This is a genomic window from Enterococcus sp. C63, from assembly GCF_040887215.1.
Classification (GTDB): Bacteria; Bacillota; Bacilli; order Lactobacillales; family Enterococcaceae; genus Enterococcus_B; species Enterococcus_B hirae.
In genome coordinates, this window is record NZ_JBFOFI010000001.1 from 506,825 (window position 1) to 532,356 (window position 25,532).

Genomic DNA, 25,532 nt, shown 5'->3' on the forward strand with positions numbered 1-25,532 from the left:
TTTTCCTCCCTTAAAAGATTCCTTGTGTTTTATCGATTTTTTTGACGATCATGTTGGTTCCTAACACTAAAAAGAAGCCAACTACTGACTGCAACAGTCCACCAGCAGCCGATAAACCGATATCTCCCATAGACGACAATCCGCGATAGATATAAGTGTCAATGGTTTGTGTCACATTGATAAGCGCCCCTGAATCTTTTGGCACTTGATAAAACAATCCGAAGTCTGTCCGAAAGATCCCCCCTACTGCTAAAATCGTCAACATAATGATCACCGGTTTCAACATAGGAATCGTGACATACCAGATTTGTTGGAATTTTGTTGCTCCATCAAGAATAGCTGCTTCGTAATAAGATTTATCAAACCCGCATATTGCGGCTAAAAAAATAATCATATTGTAGCCCATCGTTTTCCACATTTGTACAACGACTAAAATATAAGGCCAATACTTTGCTTGCATATAAAATTGGATCGGCTCTTTCCCAATACTTATCAAAAACTGATTGATAAACCCATTTGTCGGGTCCAAAAATGCAAATACGATATAACTGACAACGACCATCGAAAGAAAGTAAGGAATAAACATGACACTTTGATACAATTTTGATAGTCGCTTACTGAAAATTTCATTTAACAATAATGCAAGGATCAATGGCACGATGATTCCCATAACAATGAACAGCACATTATAACCAACCGTGTTGCGAATAATCAGGCTAGCATTCCCACTTTTAAAAATAAATTCAAAGTTTTTAAAAGCGACCCAATCACTCTTCATAAAACTCTCAAAAAAATTACCACTTAATCGAAAATCTTTAAACGCCACTAAAATCGCAAAAAGTGGAAAATAGGAAAATATCGCAAACCAAATGATTCCTGGTAAAGAAAGGAAAAATAAAGGTCGGTTTTTTTTAAATGTTTTTAACACACGATTTTCCTGCTTCTTTTTGACAAATGTTGCTGCTAAATTTTCTTCCATCCTGTTCAACTCCTTATCTATGTTTATCATAAAGTAAATAAAGCGCTTTCTCAATTTGCGATTTTATAGATTTATTGGCAAAATTATAGACAATATTTTTTGTGTGTAATAAAGACACAAAAAAGAAGAGTCTGGAATATCACTCTTCTCGAAAAATGATTCATGATTTCATTATTGGTTTTGCAACACCTTTCTTAGTCATAAAAAATGATAAAAGAATGATTTTTCATTTTAGGTTCAACGGCTCTCTTTCATTTTCGAACTTGCGTGCTTTATTGGGGGTTATTCCGTATTCTTTTTTATAATGACGATAAAATAAACTGATATCATCATATCCTAAGGCTTTTGCGATCACAGTAATTCTTTCCGTACTCTCTTTGATTCGCTGATTGGCTTCTCTCATACGAATTTTTTTATCATATTCACTAAAACTCATATTCAATTCTTTTAAAAAAAGCTGTCCAAGATAGGCTGGATTCATATGAAACCGCTCAGCTAATGATTTTAAAGAGTAGCGTTTCGTGAAATCCTGATTGACTAGATATAAGATTTGGTCAATCACTGGAGAATGACTTTTTGTGGTACAACTTATTTCAGTCAGTTTTGAACAGATCGTACCTATCTTTTTCTTAAAAACTGATTTGTCTGCTGTCTTTAATGTGTAGAGCAATGGTTGTAACTCTTGATAAGCTTGTTCTTGTTTTTCCAGAGTAGCAATCCCTTTGTGAAGTGCGATCAGCAAGTAATGACATACTAACGACTGAATCGGATGGTCTTTCCATTGATCAATATTGGCAATAGCTAATTGTTGGAATGCTTCAATCGATTGGTTTTCAAGATAAGCTAAACTTTTAAAATAAATTTTCTGCGTTAGTTGGTATTCGTTGATCAATGTAGTTTTAGGAAATAGATCAATGACTAATGGGTTTTCCAAGATATTTTTACTTTCCATAAATGGTTCAATACTTCGATAAGAATGCGTGATCTCAATTAATGAATGGCAGCCACTACCGATGACCGCAAATAAATCAAATGTCTCACATAAATATTGAATACTTAACCGATAATGTTGTTCTTCTTTAGGAGAAAAAAACAAAAGAAGTTTATTCGGTTCCAATAAAAGGCTATAAGGTTGGACGAATAATACCGATAACTGCTCAGAAACACGTTCAAAAAGTTTATCATTATAAAAAGCACCTTCTAGGTAAGTGATGGTATAATTTTGCCAATCCGTGATTGGTTCAAGGATGTCCTGCCATTTTGCTAATTCCGTTGACGAAATTTCTTGATGCAGCAATTTCCGCAACAAATTGACACGAAACACATCAATCTGTTGATTGTTCTTCAAATGCTGAAAGAGTTTTTCTTCTTTTATTTCTCTTGTCAACTTCCCAAAAGTAGTGGCTAACTCAATAGGATCGACTGGTTTTAAAAGATAATCACTGCTTCCAATGAGAATGGCTTGTTTCAGATAACTAAAATCATCATAACTACTGATAAAGATGATTTTTATTTGTTTTTGTACACAACGTGCCTTTTTAGCAAGTGCCAATCCATCAATATCAGGCATTCTGATATCTGTTAATAAAATATCAATAGCTACCTCATTTAGGATTTTCAATGCTTCAATACCGGAAGTTGTTTTAAATGTCGTGAAATTTTTTGTGTTACCGGTTGTTTTTTTTAGCAGTTTCTCAATTCCTTCTGTGATTAACTGTTCATCATCAACTAGTAAAACATTCACACGATCTCCCCTCCTCTTTTTTTAGGCATGGTGATTTGAAATTTCACATAATCTTCTTGCGTAGTAAATGTTACGCCATACTGATGACCAAAGCGTTGTTTGATTCGATAATCTACCCCAAATAAGCCAGTAGGGGCAGTCATCTCCAGATCATGGCTGTTTTGAGCAAGTTGTTTTTGGATTCTTTGTTTTTCTACTTTTGGAATTGGCTTTCCGTTATTTACTACTTCAATGTACAACCGATCATCCTTTTCAAAACAATGGATCTCGATGAAATTATCCTGGCGTTGCGAATCAATCCCGTGATGAATAAAATTTTCGATGATTGGTTGGATCGTAAATTTCTCAATCAGCAAAGATTCAAGACTTGGATCACAAACGATATCATAAAATAGGGCATCTTCAAAACGTATTTCAAAAAGACTAAGATAAGCATCACAATATTCCAATTCTTCCGCTAAACAAATGACATCTTTCCCCTTGATCAATTTACGGTATAATGTTGCAGCATTTAAGAGCATTCCTGCCACTGCGTGATCTTCATTTAGTTCTGCTTTCATTCGAATTGCTTCTAACGTATTGTAAAGAAAGTGTGGATTGATCTGGGACCGAATACTTTGGATCTGATAATCCTTTTGTTTAATCTTACTTTTATAAACTTGATGAATCTGGTCATTTAACTGATACGCTAATTCATCAATACTAGAAGAGATCAAAGAAATCGCATCATCACTTTTATAGTCGTCTGATTGAGCGAACTTTTCAGGGTCAAAATTCCCTGTTTTTACTTTGGTAATTTTTTGAGTTAGTTGAGAGAGTCTTCCCTCTATTTTTTGCAAATACTGAAATAGAAATGGGAAAAAACCTAAAAACACAAGGATGGCAAAAAAAGAGTAGACAGTATAGATCAAAGAATATTCTGTAAAAACATTGGCATACTTTGTCGTGGCTGTAACCACGTAATGTTCTGCTTGACGTTGGTCTAGAACATATTTTGGTTTTATCTCCGGTGGAATAGGGTTGTTTTTGTAGAAAACTTGAATATTGCCGTTGTTTCTTAACACTTGATAATGAATCTTTTCAAATAATGGAGAAATATCATAATAAAAATAGACATCTGCTGCGTAACTTAAATCTGTTTCTTTATGTAATTCTTTGTGAAATCCAATCAGATTTCTATTCTTATTTATCTTAAAAATTTGCTTTTTTGTCTTTTCGATATCGTTTGGGTCTGCTAGATGAAATTCATCCACTTTTTTCATCGTGGTTGTCTGATCTTTATGAAAGACTACGCTACGTTTCGTCTGCGCATGATAAATAACTACAGTTGACAAATAATCATTCATTTTAAAGGACTGATTAACAAAATTTTGGGTTCCATTATACTTTGAACCGGCATGTTTCATGTAAGTAGTCGTTTTGTATTCGTAGTATTCTGCGAGTGATAAATTAGTAATTTGCCTCAAATCTTCCAAATCAGGTTGTTCCGCATACAAAAGCGCCAGCATATTATCTGTTGCATTTTTCATCATCATAATTTCTGTATAAAAATTTAAGTTGATTTCCTTTAGATTTTCATCTCTTTTTTGATGGAAAGAAACTGTGATGAGATAAATAATAAAGAATAACACTAATAAACTAACGCTCATCCACAACATGTAACGATAAAAAGCGTGTTTCAAAAGGTTATGTTTAATCCTCGTTATGCTTTTAGTCATTTCTCTGATCCAATCCCTTAATACTCGCTATCCGAGTTTGTAAAAATGGTGCATAAAAAGTTAAAAACAAGTAGCAGTAGCCACTAAAACCGACAAAAAAGAAGATAGCTGGCGAGCGTGGAAACAATAAAAGAACAAATAACAGATAGGCAATCGTAAAAAGCTGTAATTGCCATTTTTGAAAAGATAAAATCATCGCATTCAACAACGTTTTTAAAAAGGTGTTTTGGAAAAGGATCGTTTCCATGATAGCAAAAGGAAGGATCAACATCCCGTAGACCGCTAAAATAGCATAAATAATAACAAATATAGAAAAAATTGGAGAAAGTTCAACCATAAAAAAGAGAAATCCTATTGAAGCAATCAAACTGATGAGCAAATAGACAGGTAAACTATCCCAAGAACATGCCTTAGCGATGCTCCGCCAAAAAAATCGGAGATTGCTTTCCTGTTTCTTAATAATAAACTGATACAGCGATTCAAATAGTGCGATCAATGAAATAGCAAACAGAATCATAAAGAGACCCATTAAGATTAGATATAAAGTAACTCCTTGATAAATCATCAAATAAAGGTAACTGAACAGCGGTAAATTTACAACAATAAAAAAAAGATTGTTTATGACTACATAAATGATCTGTGATGCTACATCATATATTTTTTCTTCCCTTGTCATTTGAATACCCTCCCTAACCAATGTACTATTTTACGTATCTACCTTAACATAAAAGCGTTTTCTTGTAACGGCTATTTCAATTAATTTTTCTCTTTGCTCATTCTTGCTTTTCTTCATATGACCAACTAATATAGGATGTTCTTTCTTTTTACGAACAAAACAGTACGCATTGGTTCAACTTTTAAAAAAGATATCCCAGCTTTTGTCTGTAGACTATTTCCAGATGATTTTTAGACTTCCAAAATAACCGTTTTCTCTCTGACTCTTTCGTTCAAATTTTACTTCAACATCTATATTTCCTTTCAATTATTTAAATATTAAATAAAAAAAGTCTAATAATTTATTCTTTTATTCTCTTTATCCACACATTGATTCTTGCTATACTAAGAACGATTGAAAGTTGGAGGTGATGTGTGTGAAAGTGTACTATATTGAAGATAATGTATTCCATCAAGAAGAATTTCGTAAACAATATAATCGTAGTGCTAATTTAGCAGCAATTTCGTTAACCATCCCCTTGCCTTCTCAATTAGAAAAATTCTATGCTGACCTTGATTTTATGCCTATCCAAGACTCAGATATTTTTATTGTTGATATCGAATTGAACCGTTTTCATTCTGGGATTGATTTTAGCAAAAAAATTCGTCAGAGAAATCATTCTTGTTACATCCTGTTTTTGACGAATGACACAACTAAAGGGATGGAGATTATCAATCAAAATATTCGAGCAGATAAATACTATAGTAAAAAAGACATCATGGAAGCTGTAAATGGCTTGGAAGAATTATTGTTCAACCATTCGAATTTGCAACAAGGACAAAGTAAACTCATTAAAATCGAATCACTTTCTAAAATCTATTTAATCGACCCTAAAGAAGTCAATTACTTAAGTAAGATCACAGGTTCTCGTTCGACTATTGAATTTTTCTGTCAAACAGAATTTTTTTGATTCATGGAAAAATTGAAGAACTAAAACAAACGTTTCAAAACTTTCATTTTTTCAATGATTTGAAGAGTTACTCCATCAATCCAGCTAACATTAAATTAGTAGATAAAAAAAACAATGAAATTGTGTTTAAAAATGATGATACCTTGATCCTTAGCCGTCGAAGCATAAAAAAATTAGTGGATTTTATGGAACATCTGAAAAATGAAAATCATTTGGTTCATTAGTCCTATACGTACAACAAAAAGCCACCTACCTATTCAGTAAATAGGCGAGTGGCTTTTTTTAATGGACTGTTTCTTTTTTCAAAGTTAAGATACAGTAAAAACGTTGCTCTTGTTTGTCATACTTTAAATTCAATGCAAGATTCTCATTCTCTTCTACGATTTTTTTGACACTGTATAACCCAATTCCCTTACTACTTTTCTGACTAGTTGTTCCTTTTTGAAACAATTCAGTTAGATTTTTTCCAGTGTTTTTGCTGGGATTACTAAATTCAAAATAAAAACAATCCCACAAATGTTCAACGATGATCGTGATTTCTTTTTTTCTTTCGCCATCGTTTGATCATAATGAACAAACGCATTTTCGATAATATTTGTAAATAAGCGAATCATGTCATAGGAATTCATTGAAAGCTTGGGTATGATATGATTAACTTGGATTTTATAAGGTATCCGAAGCTCTTCTGCCCGCTTAACAAATTTGACAAAAACTCCTTGTAACAGTGGATCATAAATTTTTTGTAACTTCATGTGTAAAGCATCGTTGAGTTGCGTTTCAAAAAACTCTTTTTCTTCCCCTACGATGGCCTCTATTTCGTTATGAATTTGTTTATTCTGTACAAGATCTTCCATCACACCAACATAATTTTTATAATCATGACGAAATTCTTCTAGCTTTTGATAATATTCTTCATTTTTTTTCATGCTTTCCAAATAGATCTGATAGTATTCTTCCTTTTTCTCATTCAATAAAATCAAAAGCATAAGTAGTCCATAAAAGGAATTACTAGCAACTAAAATAAAAGAGGTTAAAAGGAAATCCAATGAATCCATCGAAAAAAGCAAATGATACCACAAAAGTGACATGAACATACATATAATCAAAAATGTCGAAAACAGACGATTTTTTTTATATGCGTATAGATAATTACTAATTCGAAACTTTTTATCTAATTCTTTCATTACAATTAGGATTACCACTAAAAGCAAAATTTCTAGGATCGCATTCGCTAATAAGTCATAATTTTCTAAAAATCGTGGCACTTCAATTGTCAAAAAAACAGAAATGCCGATAAAATTTACACAAAAAGTATTTAATAAAAAAACAATAAATAGATTTCTTGTTTCCTGAAAAATATATTTTCCATTATAAAAATAAAGTAAAACCAAAAATACTGGCGTCCATTCAATCAGCCATATATTAAGTAGCGTTAATCCCAAACGAATGAAGCAATCCATAAAAATCCTTTTTTTTGCAAATAAAATGAGACCTATCAGTGCAAAATTAAGATGAACCACTATAATATAAATAATCACTTCCATTAACCCATCCCCCTAAGCAAACCAGTTTATCATTTTCAAACATACCACTTTTTCATTAATTGGTGCCTCCCCTTTTGACAACCAATAACATTACTGTTATAAGATAACATGAATAATAAAAAATACTAGAAAAATCGCAAGCATATTTAGAATATTTGAAAAATTTAATTTTTATTTAACCACCTTAGAGCTTATCTGTAAAACTGAATCTCACGTTACCTTAACCTTCTCGATTAGATGGAAATCCAAGTTTCATTTATTCATCTTTTTTTAGTAGCATAGAACTATCCAAACTATTTCAATCAATGAACAGTCTTCTTTGATCAGCATTTGCACCATCCTTAATAAAACAATACAAAAAATAAGCCAAAGATAGCTTAAATACAAAAAGTAATTTTGGCTATCTTTGGCTTATTTCTCTAATTTCAATATTAAAAATCTGGATTTCAATCATTTGAATATCCCTGTTAACCAGTTCCACTATATTTTATCAATAAAAATAACTAAGGGGCATTGACAATTGTCCATTCCACCTGTGATGAATATTCCCCAGCATATCCACCGGGTTGCACATTTAGATAAAAATAGTTTTCTGAATTTTGTAGAATGCTGTAATTCCGGACATTATTATTAGTTGTTACTTCAGTCATAGGAAGTGTGATCGGATGTTCTTTTTCGATGACTTGTGCCGTATCACCATTTTGATAAAAAAGAGTGGCTGGTAATACTTGTTTACCATCTTTAAACTCTTCAGTTTGTGACACATTAAGTTTCCAATTCATCGGTTTTCCAGTTGTATCTTCTACTAAAAGATTGGCTGCCTGTGTCAAATTTGTTTGAATCGTATGACTAGCAACGGGGATTGACATGAAAGTCAGAAGATCTGGTACGTTTACAAATCTCACAACCCCCGCTTCTTTGATCACCTTAAATGTTTCAATATTTGATTGTTGTTGTTTTTCATTTTTAACATAAACTTCAAATTGATTTTCTCCTGCTGCTAAGTCTGCAAGTGTGAAATTCTTTGAAAAATCAACCATATTTCCAGGTTGTGTATTCGCAATCGAATCTGAATCATTCAGCTTTTTTTCAACACCATTTAACTTATAGTAAATATTGATCCACGAACCACTATCGGCTTTCCACTTGCCACTCAAAGTAAACCCTTGATCCCCCGGGTAAAGAACGAGCGTTTGATTAGCAAGATTATTTGCCAGTTCAATCGTAGGAGGTGAAGCAGGTTTGGTCATTCTTAAGACCGTTGAATCTTGTGCTGACTCACCATTACTTTTTTGGATCATCAAAGTCACATTATTCACTTCTGAAACTGATGGTAGCTGACTCAGGTCAACAGGTACACGAAATGTGCCATCACTCTTGAAGCAAGACAATAGTTCATCAGTGTTCATTATCATCCCATTGATTGTTAAGTAAGCTGTGAGATCGTCCAAAGGACCACTCCATTTACCTGTTAGCGTGATCTGCTCGGAATCTAATTCTAGATTTTTGCTCGTATCATCAAAAGATAAGGCTAACTTTTCTGATTGAAAGCTTGGCATTTCAGCAGATAAAAAATGAGTAAATCCAATATCTTTTTTCATACTATCCCAAACAGATGCACGCAAGACAAATTTATCCTTAGTGACTGCTTTTTCTGTGACTTTGGCACGATAGGTGATCGTCATTGAATCACCCGTTTTTTCCAATAATCGATAAACCGAGTAATTGTCACTATAAGGACCATCAGAGATACCGTCTGAAGCGAGCGGCAATATTTCTGTAATCCGCCCATCATAGGACTTGGAATCTCCAAATTCTGTATGTCCATAAAAGTTATAAGCCGTTATGATGTCATAGGCAACTTCCTTAGATGGAGCCATCAAATTTCCGTTACCTGTTACACCACCATGTTTATAAACAAGTTCGGGTTCTCCTAATAATTCCAACCCTTGCTCTTTATCAGGAAAAACCGTCACTAACGTTGATTGCTTATACTCTTCTTCAAGGTTTGTATCATCTTTTTTTTCTAAAACTGTTGTAACTGTTATCGTATCCCCAATCGCTGTATAATTTGGATTCCCATCTTTTACATAGGTGATTTTAGCATGGATATGTCCACCATAGATGTCAGCTTCTGATTGTCCATCAGGCCATGAATCCGCAACAACTGACTTAGTAGAGAAGGCTAGCTGAAAGAGACTGAACAAAGCAAAATAGGCGACTAGAAATAATAATTTTTTATTCACTTTTTGCTTTTTCATTTCCTTCCTCACCTACCTTTTTGTTGGAACAGTTTGTAACTTAAGAACACAATGATCCCTAATAGTAAGCCGCCTATCCCAATGATCATCGGCAGATAAGATACTTCTGCTTTTTCTTCTGTAATTGCTTCATCATTGATTTTTTTGGCATTTTCTGGTTTGATCGTAAATGTTTTTGCTAAATGCCATTTCTTTTGATTATTTTCTGTTGTCGCATCCACTGTTAACATATAAGTTCCCGGATCGATTTTCTTCTTGTTGACACTGATCGGAAAATCAAAGTTCGTATTGGGTGCGATCGACATATGATCTTTGTTTGCTGTATACAACACTTTTGATGAGCCTTTTTTAGTGATCGTCGCTTCCGTATGAACTTGACTGATGATCGTTGATGTAGGATTTTGTAAATGTGCAAAAATCGTTGCATACGAATTTTGTAACCCAGTTCTTACAGAAATTAATTTCAAATCTGGTGAGACAGGTTTACTGTTGTTCCTAAGCTCAACCCCAATAACATAAGCATACTTATTTCGAATCGCTGTTCCAGAAACTTTTTCACTTTGGTTCTCTTTTTTCGTTACATGGATACCTCCTAAAAGAATCCCGTCAAATGATTCTTTTGGCATTTTCAATTGAAAGTGCACGTCTTTTGCTTCTCCAGCTGGAATTGTTACTTCCTTTGCATCAGTGGTTAAGCAATCACTGACTTGGTATTTGGCAGAGGCATCCTTTTTAACTGTTCGTTGATTATAATCGATCACACCGTTTGTGTTGGTCGCTGCATTGTTGATCTCTATTTCAAAGACACTTTCTTTTTCTCCGACATTGGATAAATGAATGGATAGGTCGCGCGTTTCATTTGGTGCTTCAGTTAAATCAAAATAAGATACATCTTTATTTGTTTGTTCTTCAGGTATATTTGCACTTACACTATATGCAGATTCAGCTGAATCTGCATATGAGGTGAGCGAATTGACACCAAGGATTCCCCAAAATCCGATGATGCCTGTGACTAAACAAATAAAACGATGATGACGTTTATGCATCATTGTGCATCAGTTGGACCTGCAGTAAGGGTCCAAGTAATCGTTGCGGTATACTCTTTTGCTTGAGCAGAACCAGCAGGAACAGTCAATTGAACATTTGTATTGTTTCCTTCTTCTCCTTCAAATACATCTAACCAAGTTCCCTGACCATTCAGACTTTTTGCCGTCATAACTGGTTGAGCTTCATGATTGTTAAAAGTGAAATCAAAAGCATCAGGTTTGCCGCTGATGTTATCAGAAGTCGTTCGAGTATCTCCATTCGCAAATGATAGGATTGCTCCTTTTAATTCAGTGCTGTCAGCTGCTGAAAATTTTGAAGCAGTCGCAGTTAGTGACCAGCCACCAGCTACTCCTCGTTTATCTGTAATTTGAACAAATGGTTTTGCATTTGCTGCGACATAGACTTTTTTATTTTGTGAAATTTCTTGTGTACCAAAACTGATATTGGACACATAGTCAATTGAAAGTGGTCCTTGATCGCCAGTTCCATGATTGTTAGGATCATCTGGATCTACTTCGTCTGGTTTGTCGATTGGATCATCTGGATTATCTGGATTCACTGGTTTGTTGGAATGGGTATCATTCCCTTCGAATGTGATCTTTGCTGTTGAAGTTGCTGAATCACTCATTTCTTCTGCATAGATGGTCATACTCATGGTATTAATGGCTAACACACTTAATAATGTAGTTGCTAGAATATTTTTTTTCATGTTTCTTCTCCTTTAGATTAAGCTGGTGCGTCTGTTAATGTCCAAACAAGTGTGGCAGAATAAGTTCCTGCCAAGTTACCAGAAGGTACTTTTAATGAAACAGCTTCTGCTGACATCTGATCTTCCCAAGTCCCTAGACCGGTTGTTGCGGCAGCAAACATAATATTTTGTGCATCTTTATTTACTGTTACCGTTGCCGTTTCAGCTGCCGGAGATTGATTCTCTGTCACCGTTTTTGCTGTCCCTGCTGGCAAGCTTAGTTCACCCCCAGCTAACGCAACACCATTTTCAGTATAAAATCCTGCTTTTTCACTATCATAGCTAACTTGTAAGTTCCAACCTGCACCATTTCCTCGTAGATCAGATATTTGTGTTTCAACAAATTCATCTGAATTCCCAGCTGTATAGTTTTTTGTTTCACTAGCGATTTTTTGTGTACCGAAGTCAATATTTGAGATATAGTCAATACGTAAAGCACCGGTGTTTCCTGTTGGAATATACGTACCTGGTACATCTGGTGGATCAATTGGATCCGTTGGTTCATCCGTTTCATCTTGTTTCTCTAACCCAACTTTAGCGATACTTGTGCCATGAGTATCATCGGCTATTTCTGCATAAACGGTTGTTGCCTTCGCACTAATAACGAATGTGCTAAATAGTGCGATTGTTAAAACTACTTTTTTCATTTTTTTCCTTCTTTCCTTTTCTCAGTAAGAGGAAACCTCCTGCTGCTGTTACAATGAGTCCACCACAGATCATCAAAGAACTACTCTGCTGATCAATTGTTTTTGGGAGCTTTCTTTGCATCATTCTTTTTGTCTGCCCGTCTTTCTCTTTTGCCAGATCTTCTGATGATGCATTTGAAGGATTTGGTACAAAGCGGATCCCCGCTGTGCTTTGTACAGATTCAGCGTAGACAATCATTGTTCGCGTATATGCCTCAATGGTCAAAAAAATAAGGAACAAAAAGAAAACAATCGTCATCTTTCTCATCCACTTACCCTCACCTTTCTCTTTACAGCAAATGTAACAAAACCTCCTTTTTTTAATCTTCGCTCAATTGGGTAAATCCTATTTTACTTATATTCATTCTAAAAAAAGGCGTTTGAAACCGTTTAACCTTGCAATTTTTGCTTTTTTTGTCTTAAAAGATGAATCGAACGACTGACTGATAACAAATCGGTGTGATAGATCAAATTTCAAAATTGTTGTAGAGACAGTCAAATAAATACTTTGCTAACAATAGTTGGCTGTTTCTAACAATCTCAAAGAATATTCCACCACATTTTTCAAGCCATTAAGTATTCGTTTCACTATTTATTATGTAGACACTTAACTACGCTTCTGTCCTTAACGAAGACTCTTACAGCAATAAAAATTGACCGTAATTAAGAAGAAAGAAAAAAATTAATGGTGAACGTTTCACCCAAATCTATTGACAGAAAATTCAATTTTTTACTTTTTTTGTCTTGACACTGTCCATCATTGCTTCTATAATGAACAAAAATCATTGATAGAGAGAGTAACGAATAATAAGCATTTTAGAGAGCGATTGGTTGGTGGAAAATCGTAGGTCTATTATTTGTGAAAGTAACTCTGGAGATGCACAAGTGACGTTAGAAGTTTGTGCCGGCGATCCCCGTTATCGGATAATGCGCTTCACTATTAGTGAGTCGCTAAGAGATTGTTTATTCATAAACAAAAAAAAACGGTGGTACCGCAATGTCAATTGCCCGTTGGAATAATTATTCCAACGGGCTTTTTGTGTTTTTCACCAAAGAAAGGAAAAGATTTATGCAAATTTTTAGACAAAGACGAGTCAGACGTTTAGCTTCATTTCATTTATGTTAACTAAACGATTAAGGAGTTATTTATGATGGAAAAATTATCAACAAAGAAATTATTTTTATTAGCTTCACTCATTTTCGGAATGCTTTTTGGAGCAGGTAACCTTATTTTCCCTGCTCATTTAGGTCAACTTGCAGGTAGTCATTGGTTATCTGCTGGGATTGGTTTTTTGATCTCCTCTACTTTATTACCTTTAGCTGCACTGATTGCCTTAAGTAAAACACGCTCAAGCGGGTTGTACGATTTTGCTAAACCAGTGGCTGCGTGGTATGGTACCTTATTTCTTATTATGAACCATATGGCCTTAGGACCTTTATTCGCCACTCCCAGAACTGCTGCATTAGGATATCAATTTAGTTTAGGAATGATTTTACCAGAAAAGTATACAACGATTGGCTTATTTATCTTTTCGGTTATTTTCTTTGGCTTAGCCTATTATTTATCAACTCGTGAATCAAATTTATTAAAAATCATTGGAAAATATTTAAATCCATTAATCGCAGAATCGTTTATCAATTGACGACAATCTTTACAGCCATACCTGCTTTATTTGATGGTATCAAAGCATTACCTATTCAAAATCATTTGACAACAAATTTAACCAATTGGTATGTTCATACGATTCCATTTGCTTCCAGTGGTGTTGGTTTTATCCTGCCAGCAATCAGTGGCTTTATCATAGGCGTACTGTATTGTTTAATTTTTAAACAAAGAACTGAGTTAGACCCTTCTCTATCTAATTGAATCTTGTAACGGACAAAGAGAAGTTTTACCGAAATATGACGCTTCATTTGATAATTTGAGTGAAGCCAGAAGAAAGAAGCAAAAAAGAACAATGTTGATTATCTTTTGATAAACGCATTGTTCTTTTGCTAGTTTTCATTGATTGACCTGATCTTGTAAGAGAATTTGATTGTTAATCAGATCTGAGATAAACTCTGTGATATATTTTTCTTTTTCTTCATTAGAATAGTCACCAGAATCAGCAAATCGTATTAATACTTTTTCTTTTACATGACTAAGTGCTACATTTGTTTTTAATAATTCAAATATATAGATCGATACTTCATTATCTAAAAGATAGATTTCATCATTCAAGGAAAGATAGAGGTCGTTCCCTAATTTCTCATAGGCCAATTCGCCGTTCAGTCTCACCTAATCACGCTCCTTCAGGTCATTTCTGTCTGTTTCCAGATACGATACATTTGATTTTTTATTAACTCTTGCAATAATTGACATTCAGAGCGATCCACTCCATGAATATCATTGGTATGATAATAATGTTGCGCACGACAACCACCACCGCATAAATAGCGAAAAGAACAAGTTTGACAACCAGATAAATGATGGATATTTTGAGATTCAAGCAATTCTATCTCTTTATGGTTATAAATATCAGCTAATTTGTTTTTTCTGATATTACCTAATTTATAGTCATCTGTCTCCAATAATTTACATGCAAAAATATCCCCAACTGGATTGATAACGAACTCTCCCAAACCCAAACCACAAGATTCTTTAATTGTAAATGGCTTTAAAAATGCAGATCGTTGAGTACTTTTTTCTTTGCACTCGATTTCTTTTCTTTCTTCAAAAGATAATGAAATATCTGCCATACTACCTCTTCCTAATTCGCTAAATCCACCTAATTTATAGGCGATTCCATTCTCTTTAAAAAACTCAATCGTTTGATCAACTGATTTTAAGTTATAGTTGGTAACGGTTGCATTAACGTAAATATTATGGAAACCGATATCTAAAAGATTACGGATACCTCTCATTGCTATTTCATAACAACCTCTACCACGGTTCTTGTCATTTTCTTCTTTATCAATCGAATCCAAGCTGATGGTCATTGATTCGCATCGATCTGCCAAGAATTGTGCATTCCTTTTTTTTCCAATCAAGGTTCCATTAGTGATCAAACCAACCGATAAGCCTAGTTGATAAGCATAATCGATATATTTTAAAGAATCATGATTCAGTCCTATTTCTCCACCAGTAAAAATGACTTTTTTTACACCACAGTCTTTTAATTGATCTAATAGTTGGAACCATTCAATAAAAGACAATTGATCCGGATAGTTCTTGGTCATATCTGCTTCTGCGTAACAATACACACATTTTAAATTACATTGATGTGTCAACGCCAAATAAGCGGTTTCAGGAATGGTGACTTCATTTTTTTTTACTTTTAATGGCTCATCTAATAGAAGCTGAAAGATTTTTATTTTTTTTTGCGTAGACTCGGATAACGCTGAATACTTTCGTAGCTTCACCAACTCTAACTCTTCTTTAGAAATCACTAGCCAGCTGCTTCTTAGAACATTATGGAGAATCACTTCATCAAGAAAAGGATAAGCGTATAAATTTTCCTTGATTTTCATAGATCACTCACCTCTTTTATTAGCATCACAAACGAATAATAACATTTTGACTATATTAAATAGGAAAATAAAGTCGCCTTTTTAACAGGGGAGTTTTGTAGGGCAACTTTATTTTCCAATTAAAAATGGACATCGGAAGACTAGATTAAGAACCGTTACCAATCAATAACCCACAAGAACATGGGGACAAAACATTGCCAGAGATTTTTTTTAGTACAGGTTTCGTAAACATAACAAGTCTCCTTTCTGAACTTTTAGGAAAAAGCACGATAATATTCATTTTTTTTCCTAAATATAGTATAAACTTTGAATGAAAATATTGTCAATGACGGTTCGAGAGAAAAATTATTAAAACCTTAGTTATAAAATAAAAAAAATTAAACAATTGATGCGTTTCTTTTATATAACGTTAAAATTTCTAAGACATGTTGATTTGTTCTTCTGACTTATTTGATTGGATTCATTACTATCTATAAGTAAATTTGTTTTTATTTTATTTCATCACCTCAAATTTCCATAGTGATCATAAATTTTTATTAAGTTATTTTAAATAACGATTTTTTAAGTTTAAATTTGAAAAACACTGCTTTATCTGTTTATTTTATTCTAAACATAACGATTATTTAACGAACAAATCTATTTTTTTCATAAGAATTTTAGTATAATTACAATCTATAAAGTATATTTAATTCCTCATCAATCTGAAACTAACTTTTGGGTCATAAGGACTTTATTTTAATTCGATACCACGGTGTTTAAATAGTGGTTTAATTTTTAGGAGGGATATATTGAAAGGTTATTATTCAGTACAAGAATTAGCCGACCAACTTGGTGTGACAACTCGTTCAATTCGAAACTATCTGCACGAAGGGAAATTAAAGGGAACAAAAGTTGGAGGAAAATGGAAGTTTTCTGAACAAAATTTGTTTGATTTCCTTTACGGTGACAAGGAAAATCTAATGATCCAAAAAGATTATCAAGTGACGCTTGATGTCCCTGTCACATTAAAATTATCTCTTGTAACAGATGATTTTCACGAAATGGATGCCTTTAAAGAGCAACTTTTTAACTATCATTCAGAGGTTTATGCTAATAAAAATGATCGATTGATCCAATACACGCATTTCAAAGAAAATGAATATGATATCTTAATTGGTGGTAACTTTAATTATGTCACTAATTTCGGGTCATGGATCTATGAACAACTACAAAAACAAACATCCATTTCACTAAAAAAGAATTAGTTTTTTATTTGGAAAAAGAGACTGTGAAAGAAGCGATCTGCTCTGATGACAATAAGCCTGAATTTTTTGAAACAGCTTCCCATGTTTCAAAAAATTCAGGCTTATTTCAAGAACTCGATGCATAAACACCGTGTATAAGAGATTGCGAAAAGAGCGTTTGACCTGATTACTCGCCAAGTAAAAACTACGACGAGTAATCGTTGGAGCAATCAAGATAAAAATCTCGAAACAGCTCCCCCTGTTTTGTGGATTTTTGTCTTATTGCCGAAGGTCAGCTCTTTGAATGTCGTTTATTGTTTTTTTAGATTCTAAATTTATTATTTCCCCTATTTCTTGTTTCTATTAATAATGCTAAGTAGCTTTAACCCTTACCCCCTTGAAAGGATGGATATAGTTTCATGCCACCATCTACAAATAAAGTAATTCCTGTCACATAACTGGATTCATTAGAAGCGAGCCAAACAGCAGCGGCGGCGACTTCCTCGGGTTTACCCACTCGTTCCATTGGTATCATGCTTTCTAGAATTACTTTTTCTTTTGGATCTTCAAATTTTTCTGCATTAATCGGAGTTTTGATCGCCCCTGGTCCAATACTGTTGATTCGAATATTTTCTGGTGCGTATTCCATGGCTACTGTTTCTGTAAACAGCTTGACACCGCCTTTTGACGCTGCGTAATGAGCAAATGTCGGCCAAGGGATTTGTTCGTGAACGGAGGACATATTGATAATATTACCTTTGATCTGATGAGTTTTAAAATAATTCAACGCTGTTTTTGTCCCTAAAAATACGCCTGTTAGGTTCACCTTTAACACTTTCTCCCAATCTTCTAATTCCAGCTCATGGGTTGGTTTTTGCGTTTCCATACCAGCATTATTGACCCAGATATCTAAACTTCCGAATGTTTCGATTGCTGCTTTGAGCAGACGATCTATCCCTTCTTCTGTACTGACATCCGCTTCGACAGCTACTGCTTTGCCACCATTTTTTTCGATCTCGGCTACTGCTTCTTGTGCCCCTTCTTCATCCGAATGATAGTTGACAACCACACACATTTTTTCTTTACCAAAGCGTTCACAGATTGCTTTACCGATCCCTTTTGATCCTCCAGTTACTACTGCCACCTTATTTGTTAGATCTTTATACATATACTTTCCACCCTTCTTTTTCACCTACTGCATACTTCCTATATCAAGTGTACAATAGCACCCTGTCTTTTAGGCAAACGATACGCTTATTCGATCAATTTACTTTTTTCTATAATAAAAGAGTCAGCAAGCTACTTGCTGACTCGAATGATTTCACCAAAAAAGGCTTTTTTATTGGCTTCAGTTAAATTCAATACTTTTATTTAAAATAGTCCGCTGTCGCTTTTTCATCTGCTTTCAGTTGTTCAATCAATGATTCAACGTTTGGAAATTTCACTTGGTTTCTCAAAAAATGATGCCAACGGACTTTTACATGCTCTCCATAGATATCTTGAGCAAAATTTAAAATATATAATTCAACGGTAAGTTCACGATCATCACCAAAGGTATCATTATGACCGATTGATCCCATTGCTTGATACCACGTTTCACCAACTTTGATCTCTGAAACATAGACACCTTCTTTTGGAAGATGAACAGTACTTTTAACTTTGATGTTAGCTGTTGGGAATCCTAGCAGGCGGCCACGAGCATCGCCATGGACTACCACCCCTTCGACCTCGTAAGCAGCCCCCAATAAACGTGTTACTTCATTTATTTCTCCTGCGTTTAATAATTCACGTATCCGTGTCGAACTAATCTTCTCGCCACTGTCTTCTTCTTTTGGTACAGTGATGATTTCAAATCGATTTTTTGCATAACTTGGTAAGTGCGCTACATCTGCAATTTCTTTAGGTCCGTAAGTATAGTCAAAACCAGAAACAGCATATTTTGCATGAAGTCCTACGATATATTGATCGACAAATTCTTGTGGAGCTAAATGAGCAAACGATGACGTAAAATCGATTTCGTATAAATAATCAACACCTAATAAGGCCATTTTTTCTTCTTTTTGTTCCAACGTAGTCAAATATTTTACTTGACTTGGATTTATTTTTTTGAAGACGATTGAAGGATGTTGGTTGAAAGTCATCAAAGCTAATTTCAATCCTTCTTTTTTAGCAATTTCTTTTCCCCGATTGATAACACGTTGATGGCCTAGATGTACCCCGTCAAAAAAGCCTAAAACAAGTACAACGTCTTCTGGTGGGATCTGATCTGCTTGATAAGGATGTCTAATTTTGATAATTTTCATTTTTATACCTCATTCCTCAACACTTTGCTTGGTTTTAATTTGTTTTTTTCTTTTGGATTTGGCTGGTAAATACTTACTACTTTGTCTTGGTAAAAAAGTGCGATCTCTTCTGTCGGCATTTCTGCTAAGTTAAATACCTGATAATCTAAGCGCATACCATTTTTAACTTTTTCCCAAACACGATCACTAATGTCTACTCTCTTAAAACGAGCGACACCAGCTTCTAGTGGCAATAAATGTTCTTCAAAGGTTCCTGCAAGCATATAATCTGCTACTTGCTGTAAAGTGATTGCCTGCTCCTTCTTCATTCCTCCACTAGCTGTTCGAGTTAGATCGGACATGTGAGCAGGATAGCCTAATTTTTTCCCAGTATCAACAGCAAGCGTTCGTACATAAGTCCCTTTCCCGCATACTACCTCAAAACGCCAAGATAGCAACCCCTTCTCTTGGTCCCAATGCACGTCACTTGTTCTTTCAAAACGTTCAATCTGCGCTTTACGCACGGGACGTGTAACTGTTTCATTGTTTCTGGCATACTCATAAAGACGTTTGCCGTTCACTTTGACAGCTGAATACATCGGTGGTATCTGAGTGATTTCCCCGATAAAACTTTTCATCGTTTCATCAATTTCTTCATCACTGATTAATCGATCAACTGTTTTACTTTCGACGACCTCACCAGATTTGTCTTCTGTCGTTGTACTAAATCCTAATGTAATCTCTCCTTGGTATACTTTTCCTGCATCGCTTAAATATTCGATAACTTTAGTCGCTTTTCCAAGGCAAATCGGTAACACACCATCAACATCAGGGTCTAACGTACCGCCATGACCAATTTTTTTCATATGTAAGATTTTTCTTAATTTAAATACACAATCATGACTTGTCATGCCACGTTCTTTCCACAAAGGTAATAATCCGTCCATGTTTTTTCTCCCTATCCAATAAAATATCAACTTTGTCATTATAACACATCCCACAATAATGTGACGATTTTACCTTTTTTCGCTACGTTTTTATTATTTGGCAACAAACTTGTAATAAAACTTCACAAACCTGTAAATACAATTTATGTTATTCTCTTAGACAAAGGCAAGCTTGAATCCTTCATTTGCAGCCTTTGATTAAAACGAGTCGCAGCTTTTAAGGAATAAATGATCCTAGTCTTCCCCAAAACAAAAAACTGAGGATCATATACGAATCTCGAAAAGAGTCTGAAGTATAAATCTAACTCTTAATAAACGGTGTCCAAGAAGCCACTTCTTAAAAATAAGAGAGAATTTTTCAAAATAAGAAAAGCTATTTTAAAAGATTCTCTCTTATTCGTTTGGAGTTGACCGTTTCTTTCACAACCTGTTCGAGACACGTACAAATTGCTCATTTTTTTCTCATGTATTCTGTACAGTAAAATTATGGTACTGTGCGTTTGTCATTTTAAACTACTTGCATTGTGTAGTTTGAACTTTTTTTCTAAAAAATTGGATGATGGTGTAACTGCGGTATCTCTGCTTTATAAAAAGCTAAAACTAAAAAAACTACTAAAAAAGAGCTATAACCCCACTTCTTAAGGTTTATAGCTCTTTTTGTTTTAATCTTTATTTAAATTACGAAGCAACTCATCAATGTGGTTACCATACCCTACTGACTCATCTAATTCAAAAGTTAATTCAGGCGTTTTATAGATGCTTAAGTTGTGTCCTAATTCACGGCGAATCAGTCCACTTGCTTTTGCTAGGCCTTCCTGTGCTTTTTTCTTATCTGAAGCTAAGTCAGATAAAATACTATAATAGATGGTTGCTTGTTGTAGATCTCCCGTAACGTGGACATCAGTGATTGTCACGTTTTCTACACGAGGATCACGAACTTTTTTGCGTAAAATATCATTTACTTCTTTTAAAATTTCTTGACCGACTCGGCGGTCTCGATAGTTTGCCATATTGAGCGGCCTCCTAAAATTAATTTGTTTTGATTTCTTCCATAATGAAGCCTTCGATGACGTCATCGACTTTGATGTCATTGAATTTTTCGATCATTGCACCACATTCATAACCCATTTTAACTTCTTTTACATCGTCTTTGAAACGTTTCAAGCTAGCTAGTTGTCCTTCGTAAATGACGATACCATCACGGATCACGCGAACGCCACTATCACGTCGAATGTATCCTTCTGTGACATAAGCCCCAGCGATCGTTCCAACTTTTGATACTTTGAATGTTTCTCGAACAATCATTTGACCAGTGATTTTTTCTTCAAACTCTGGATCTAGCATCCCTTTCATCGCCGTTTCGATTTCTTCGATTGCTTTATAAATGATTCGGTGTAAACGAATGTCCACTTCTTCATTATCCGCTTGAATTTTAGCTTGTGGTGTAGGACGAACATTGAACCCAATGATGATCGCATTACTTGCTGCTGCAAGGGTTACATCACTTTCATTGATGGCACCAACTGCAGAATGGACGATTTTCACACGTACGCCTTCTACATCGATCTTTTGCAATGAAGCAGCCAATGCTTCTGCAGAACCTTGTACATCAGCTTTAATGATAACATTTACTTCTTTTAATTCGCCTTCTTTTAAGCTTTCAAACAAGTTGTCCAATGTTACCCGACTAGTGATCGCACGATGTTCTAACAACGCACGTTTGGCACGTTCTTCACCGGCTGCACGAGCAGTTTTTTCATCTTCAAAGACAACAAAGCGGTCACCTGCTTGTGGCACATCGTTTAACCCAGTGATCTCAACTGGTGTTGCTGGTCCAGCAGATTTTTCACGACGACCTAAGTCGTTGACCATCACACGCACACGTCCATAGGTATTTCCTACTACAATTGGGTCACCTACGTTTAAAGTCCCTTGTTGAACAAGTAATGTTGTAACAGGTCCTTTTCCTTTGTCTAGACGTGCTTCAATTACTGTACCAATTGCTCGTTGTTTAGGATCTGCTTTTAGATCCTCTACTTCCGCAACTAGCAAGATCATTTCCAGCAATTCGTCAATATTTTGACCAAATTTAGCAGAGATTTCAACGAAAATCGTTTCTCCACCCCAAGCTTCTGGAATCAATTCATATTCACTTAATTCTTGCATCACGTGTTGAGGATTTGCCCCTGGTTTATCAATCTTATTAACAGCAACGATAATTGGTACGCCAGCTGCTTTCGCATGGTTGATTGCTTCGACTGTTTGTGGCATAACACCGTCATCTGCTGCTACAACTAAGATCGTGATATCAGTGATACTTGCTCCTCGCGCACGCATACTTGTAAATGCAGCATGCCCAGGTGTGTCTAAGAATGTGATTGGTTTGCCATCGATATCGATTTGGTAGGCACCGATATGTTGTGTAATCCCACCAGCTTCGCCACTTGTTACTCGTGAATGACGTAATGTATCAAGTAATGTTGTTTTCCCGTGGTCGACATGTCCCATGATTGTTACAACTGGTGGACGAGAAACCAATGTATCAGGATTTAATTCTTCTGGTTCAAAGAATTTGTCGATATCTGCGATATCTACTTGGATTTTTTCTTGTGGTTCCATCCCATAATCTGTTGCTAAGAGTTCAATCGTATCTTTATCTAGTGCTTGGTTTTGGTTGACCATTACGCCAAGCATAAATAATTTTTTGATGATCTCTGCTGGTTCACGATGGATTTTCTTCGCAATATCCGCAACGTTCATGCCTTCAGTATACTCTAATACTTCTGGTAACTCACGGAATTTACGTGGTGGTACAGCAGGTTTATTGGAGGTTTGTTGTTTTCCTTTTTTCCCTTTTTTGTTAAAACGATTGCGGTTGTTATTGTTAAATTTACCACGATTATTATTGTTGTTACGGTTTTGGTTACCACCTTGGTTTGATCCTTGGCGATTTTGGTTTCCGCCTTGTGTTGATCCTTGGCGGTTTTGATTGCTACTTTGTGTTGCTCCTTGACGGTTTTGGTTATTTCCGCCTCCATTATTACTTCGGTTTTGGTTTGTTGATTGGTTTTTTCCTTGATTCACTTGACCGCTCCCTTGACCGCGATCTTGATAGTTGCGGTTATTTTTTTGTTGTTTCGTTTTTGTTTCTTGTTTCTTTTGTTCATTCGGCTGGTTTGTGGCTGGCTTTTGGCTGGCTTGCTGTGCTGGTTTTTTATTCGTCTGTGGTTTTTTGAACGCTTGTTGCAACTTCTTTTCATCACCAGTTGTGATTGCTCCCATGTGATTCTTCACATTAATCCCAAGTTGCTGCGCCTTTTCCACAACGTCTTTACTAGGCTGATTTAATTCTTTTGCTAGTTCATAAATTCGTTTGTTGCTCATGCAATCACCTTCCTAACCTTCAATTAGCTCCTTGGTTTTCTTCGCAAAACCGTTATCTACGATTCCAAATACTTTGCGAGGCTTCCCAATCATCTGCGTGATTTCAGCTTCGGAAAATAGTTCAAAGCAAGGAACTTCATAATATGAACTCTTATCTTTCACTTTTTTCTTCGTATTCTCACTCGCATCATTTGCTACAAACACGATCTTTGCTTTCTGTTTACGAATGTCTGCAATGGTCAACTCCTCGCCGGTAATCAACTTACCAGCGCGCATCGCTAACCCAATGAGATTCATGGCTTTTTGCCGATTTCCTTCATTCATTTACCGAATAGCTCTTTTCGTGCTTTTTGATGGGTTACATAATCGAGTAACTCTTGGTAGAATTCATCTGTCAAAGTCGTTTCTAACGCCCGATCAAGAATCTTCTTATCCCAAGCTTGTTGTACTTCAGCTGGCTCAAGTGAGACATACGCACCACGGCCTGGCATTTTCCCAGTGGGATCAATCGATACTTCCCCTTCTTTGGAACGGGTAATTCGAATCATCTCTTTTTTGGGTTTCATTTCACCTGAAACCACAGATTTGCGTAAAGGAATCTTCCTTTGTTTCATCTCTTCGCCTCCTAAGCTAATTGTTAAGCATCTTGATCCGTATTTTCAACTGTTTCATCGTTGAAAGCAATCGTTTCATATTCATCATCTGTATAATCAGATTGAACGATCGCTTCATCATGAGCGACTTCTTCAGAAGCTACTTCTTGATCTTGCGCTTGTTTTTCATAATATTCAGCCATATCTGATTCTGACTTGATATCGATTTTGTGATTTGTTAGTTTGGCAGCCAAACGTGCATTTTGTCCACGTTTACCAATCGCTAAGGATAATTGGTAATCTGGAACGACAACGGTACAAGCTTTAGGATTTTCTTCATCAAAAATCACATCGATCACTTGCGCTGGATTCAAAGCATTCGTGATAAATACCGCTGGATCTTCGTTCCACTCAACGATATCCATGTTTTCACCCTTTAATTCATTCACGATCGCTTGCACACGCTGGCCTTTTGGACCAACACAAGTTCCAACTGCATCAATATTTTCATCATTTGAACGAACGGCTACTTTTGAGCGATCGCCCGCTTCTCTAGCAATGCTTACGATTTCAACGATCCCATCGTAAACTTCTGGCACTTCTTGTTCGAATAAACGGCGTAATAGATCTGGATGGCTACGGCTAACGAAGACTTGTGGCCCTTTTGACGTATTTTCTACACGAGAAACGTACACTTTGATACGATCATGCGGTTGATAAAATTCATTAGGCATTTGATCTTGTTTCGATAAAACAGCTTCGATCTTTCCAAGATTTACATAGATATATCGTTTATCTTGACGTTCAACGATACCTTGCATAATGTCTTTTTCATACGCGCTGAACTCATTGTAAATGATGGTTCTTTCTGCTTCTCTGACACGTTGTAAAATAACTTGTTTTGCTGTTTGTGCAGCAATTCGTCCAAAGTCTTTTGGTGTCACTTCAAAACGGATGGTATCACCAATCTCATATGCCGGATTAATCAAAAGTGCATCTTTTAATGATACTTCTAATTGTGAATCCATTACTTCTTCAGTAACTTCTTTCACAGCATAGACGTGAATTTTCCCTTTCTTTTGATCAAATTCAACTTCAACATTTTGAGCTTGACCATAATGGCGTTTGTATGCAGAAACTAAAGCAGCTTCTAAAGCGTCGATCACGATTTCTTTTGAAATCCCTTTTTCAGCTTCTAATGCATCTAATGCGTTTAGCATTTCTTTACTCATTTTTCTGTT

General features: G+C 35.3%; 26 protein-coding genes and 1 other annotated feature. Of the genes, 5 read left to right on the forward strand and 21 right to left on the reverse strand.

Translation table 11 applies throughout. The features are described from left to right. Positions 1–10 precede the first annotated feature (10 nt). The 4 genes from AB3H90_RS02185 to AB3H90_RS02200 all read right to left on the reverse strand — a co-directional run bounded on the left by AB3H90_RS02185 (position 11) and on the right by AB3H90_RS02200 (position 5,117). The gene (locus tag AB3H90_RS02185; RefSeq protein ID WP_368016087.1) at positions 11–979 is read right to left on the reverse strand and encodes an ABC transporter permease; all 969 of its coding nucleotides are present in this window, start codon (positions 977–979) and stop codon (positions 11–13) included. A 226-nt stretch (positions 980–1,205) separates the two neighbouring features. After that, positions 1,206–2,723: a response regulator gene (locus AB3H90_RS02190; RefSeq protein WP_368016088.1), complete on the reverse strand. Its 1,518-nt coding sequence runs from the start codon at positions 2,721–2,723 to the stop codon at positions 1,206–1,208. Beyond that, positions 2,720–4,441: a histidine kinase gene (locus AB3H90_RS02195; RefSeq protein ID WP_240274111.1), complete on the reverse strand. Its 1,722-nt coding sequence runs from the start codon at positions 4,439–4,441 to the stop codon at positions 2,720–2,722. The genes AB3H90_RS02190 and AB3H90_RS02195 overlap by 4 nt, the downstream gene beginning before the upstream one ends. Then, entirely contained in the window at positions 4,434–5,117 is a 684-nt protein-coding gene (locus AB3H90_RS02200) for a hypothetical protein (protein WP_010718903.1), read from the reverse strand. The genes AB3H90_RS02195 and AB3H90_RS02200 overlap by 8 nt, the downstream gene beginning before the upstream one ends. Positions 5,118–5,532: 415 nt before the next feature. On the opposite strand from AB3H90_RS02200, the gene AB3H90_RS02205 reads away from it, so the two are divergent. Both AB3H90_RS02205 and AB3H90_RS02210 read left to right on the forward strand, forming a co-directional pair. Beyond that, complete coding sequence (locus AB3H90_RS02205; RefSeq protein ID WP_240187589.1) at positions 5,533–6,066, forward strand: two-component system response regulator; 534 nt, start codon at positions 5,533–5,535, stop codon at positions 6,064–6,066. Beyond that, the gene (locus AB3H90_RS02210; RefSeq protein ID WP_240187590.1) at positions 6,063–6,290 is read left to right on the forward strand and encodes a LytTR family transcriptional regulator DNA-binding domain-containing protein; all 228 of its coding nucleotides are present in this window, start codon (positions 6,063–6,065) and stop codon (positions 6,288–6,290) included. The genes AB3H90_RS02205 and AB3H90_RS02210 overlap by 4 nt, the downstream gene beginning before the upstream one ends. Positions 6,291–6,348: 58 nt before the next feature. On the opposite strand, the gene AB3H90_RS02215 is transcribed toward AB3H90_RS02210, so the two are convergent. The 7 genes from AB3H90_RS02215 to AB3H90_RS02245 form a co-directional block, all read right to left on the reverse strand. Next, complete coding sequence (locus AB3H90_RS02215; RefSeq protein ID WP_167537606.1) at positions 6,349–6,582, reverse strand: GHKL domain-containing protein; 234 nt, start codon at positions 6,580–6,582, stop codon at positions 6,349–6,351. Continuing rightward, positions 6,522–7,610, reverse strand: coding sequence for an ATP-binding protein (locus AB3H90_RS02220; RefSeq protein ID WP_368016089.1), 1,089 nt, complete (start codon positions 7,608–7,610; stop codon positions 6,522–6,524). The genes AB3H90_RS02215 and AB3H90_RS02220 overlap by 61 nt, the downstream gene beginning before the upstream one ends. Positions 7,611–8,113: 503 nt before the next feature. Further along, positions 8,114–9,871, reverse strand: coding sequence for a hypothetical protein (locus AB3H90_RS02225; RefSeq protein ID WP_368016090.1), 1,758 nt, complete (start codon positions 9,869–9,871; stop codon positions 8,114–8,116). Between the two features lie 8 nt (positions 9,872–9,879). Then, entirely contained in the window at positions 9,880–10,920 is a 1,041-nt protein-coding gene (locus tag AB3H90_RS02230) for a DUF916 and DUF3324 domain-containing protein (RefSeq protein WP_053766751.1), read from the reverse strand. Further along, a complete protein-coding gene (locus tag AB3H90_RS02235) occupies positions 10,917–11,627 on the reverse strand; it encodes a WxL domain-containing protein (RefSeq protein ID WP_010737764.1) in 711 nt (236 codons plus the stop codon). The genes AB3H90_RS02230 and AB3H90_RS02235 overlap by 4 nt, the downstream gene beginning before the upstream one ends. A gap of 17 nt (positions 11,628–11,644) precedes the next feature. Continuing rightward, positions 11,645–12,313: a WxL domain-containing protein gene (locus tag AB3H90_RS02240; protein ID WP_368016091.1), complete on the reverse strand. Its 669-nt coding sequence runs from the start codon at positions 12,311–12,313 to the stop codon at positions 11,645–11,647. Beyond that, a complete protein-coding gene (locus tag AB3H90_RS02245) occupies positions 12,279–12,620 on the reverse strand; it encodes an LPXTG cell wall anchor domain-containing protein (RefSeq protein WP_010737766.1) in 342 nt (113 codons plus the stop codon). Before AB3H90_RS02245 ends, AB3H90_RS02240 begins: the two co-directional genes overlap by 35 nt. 508 nt (positions 12,621–13,128) lie before the next feature. After that, positions 13,129–13,367, forward strand: a binding site (T-box leader). 136 nt (positions 13,368–13,503) lie between these two features. Between AB3H90_RS02245 and AB3H90_RS02250 the strand changes: the two genes are divergently transcribed. Beyond that, a complete protein-coding gene (locus tag AB3H90_RS02250; RefSeq protein WP_368016092.1) occupies positions 13,504–13,995 on the forward strand; it encodes a branched-chain amino acid transport system II carrier protein in 492 nt (163 codons plus the stop codon). Beyond that, on the forward strand, positions 13,992–14,219 hold the full coding sequence (locus AB3H90_RS02255) for a branched-chain amino acid transport system II carrier protein (protein WP_368016093.1): 228 nt from the start codon (positions 13,992–13,994) through the stop codon (positions 14,217–14,219). The genes AB3H90_RS02250 and AB3H90_RS02255 overlap by 4 nt, the downstream gene beginning before the upstream one ends. Positions 14,220–14,354: 135 nt before the next feature. Here the strand turns inward: AB3H90_RS02255 and AB3H90_RS02260 are convergent, their stop codons facing one another. Both AB3H90_RS02260 and AB3H90_RS02265 read right to left on the reverse strand, forming a co-directional pair. Next, on the reverse strand, positions 14,355–14,630 hold the full coding sequence (locus tag AB3H90_RS02260) for a hypothetical protein (RefSeq protein ID WP_010737768.1): 276 nt from the start codon (positions 14,628–14,630) through the stop codon (positions 14,355–14,357). 14 nt (positions 14,631–14,644) lie between these two features. Continuing rightward, entirely contained in the window at positions 14,645–15,862 is a 1,218-nt protein-coding gene (locus AB3H90_RS02265; RefSeq protein WP_368016094.1) for a radical SAM protein, read from the reverse strand. A gap of 788 nt (positions 15,863–16,650) precedes the next feature. Between AB3H90_RS02265 and AB3H90_RS02270 the strand changes: the two genes are divergently transcribed. After that, positions 16,651–17,106, forward strand: a complete 456-nt coding sequence (locus tag AB3H90_RS02270; RefSeq protein WP_010718891.1) for a helix-turn-helix domain-containing protein — start codon at positions 16,651–16,653, stop codon at positions 17,104–17,106. A 361-nt stretch (positions 17,107–17,467) separates the two neighbouring features. Here AB3H90_RS02270 and AB3H90_RS02275 read toward each other — a convergent pair whose 3' ends face one another. The 8 genes from AB3H90_RS02275 to nusA form a co-directional block, all read right to left on the reverse strand. Continuing rightward, positions 17,468–18,253 (reverse strand): glucose-1-dehydrogenase, encoded by a 786-nt coding sequence (locus AB3H90_RS02275; protein ID WP_368016095.1) that lies wholly within the window; start codon positions 18,251–18,253, stop codon positions 17,468–17,470. 199 nt (positions 18,254–18,452) lie between these two features. Continuing rightward, positions 18,453–19,388 carry a riboflavin biosynthesis protein RibF gene (gene ribF / locus AB3H90_RS02280; protein ID WP_010718889.1) on the reverse strand — a complete coding sequence of 312 codons (936 nt, stop codon included), beginning with the start codon at positions 19,386–19,388 and terminating at the stop codon, positions 18,453–18,455. Positions 19,389–19,390: 2 nt separating this feature from the next. Beyond that, the gene (truB, locus tag AB3H90_RS02285) at positions 19,391–20,314 is read right to left on the reverse strand and encodes a tRNA pseudouridine(55) synthase TruB (RefSeq protein ID WP_010718888.1); all 924 of its coding nucleotides are present in this window, start codon (positions 20,312–20,314) and stop codon (positions 19,391–19,393) included. Between the two features lie 662 nt (positions 20,315–20,976). Further along, the gene (gene rbfA / locus AB3H90_RS02290; RefSeq protein ID WP_010718887.1) at positions 20,977–21,324 is read right to left on the reverse strand and encodes a 30S ribosome-binding factor RbfA; all 348 of its coding nucleotides are present in this window, start codon (positions 21,322–21,324) and stop codon (positions 20,977–20,979) included. Between the two features lie 19 nt (positions 21,325–21,343). Then, positions 21,344–23,698: a translation initiation factor IF-2 gene (infB, locus tag AB3H90_RS02295; protein ID WP_368016096.1), complete on the reverse strand. Its 2,355-nt coding sequence runs from the start codon at positions 23,696–23,698 to the stop codon at positions 21,344–21,346. A 12-nt stretch (positions 23,699–23,710) separates the two neighbouring features. After that, on the reverse strand, positions 23,711–24,022 hold the full coding sequence (locus AB3H90_RS02300) for a YlxQ-related RNA-binding protein (RefSeq protein ID WP_010718885.1): 312 nt from the start codon (positions 24,020–24,022) through the stop codon (positions 23,711–23,713). Further along, the gene (locus tag AB3H90_RS02305) at positions 24,019–24,312 is read right to left on the reverse strand and encodes a YlxR family protein (RefSeq protein WP_010718884.1); all 294 of its coding nucleotides are present in this window, start codon (positions 24,310–24,312) and stop codon (positions 24,019–24,021) included. The genes AB3H90_RS02300 and AB3H90_RS02305 overlap by 4 nt, the downstream gene beginning before the upstream one ends. 23 nt (positions 24,313–24,335) lie before the next feature. Then, a complete protein-coding gene (nusA, locus tag AB3H90_RS02310) occupies positions 24,336–25,523 on the reverse strand; it encodes a transcription termination factor NusA (protein ID WP_010718883.1) in 1,188 nt (395 codons plus the stop codon). Positions 25,524–25,532 lie beyond the last annotated feature (9 nt).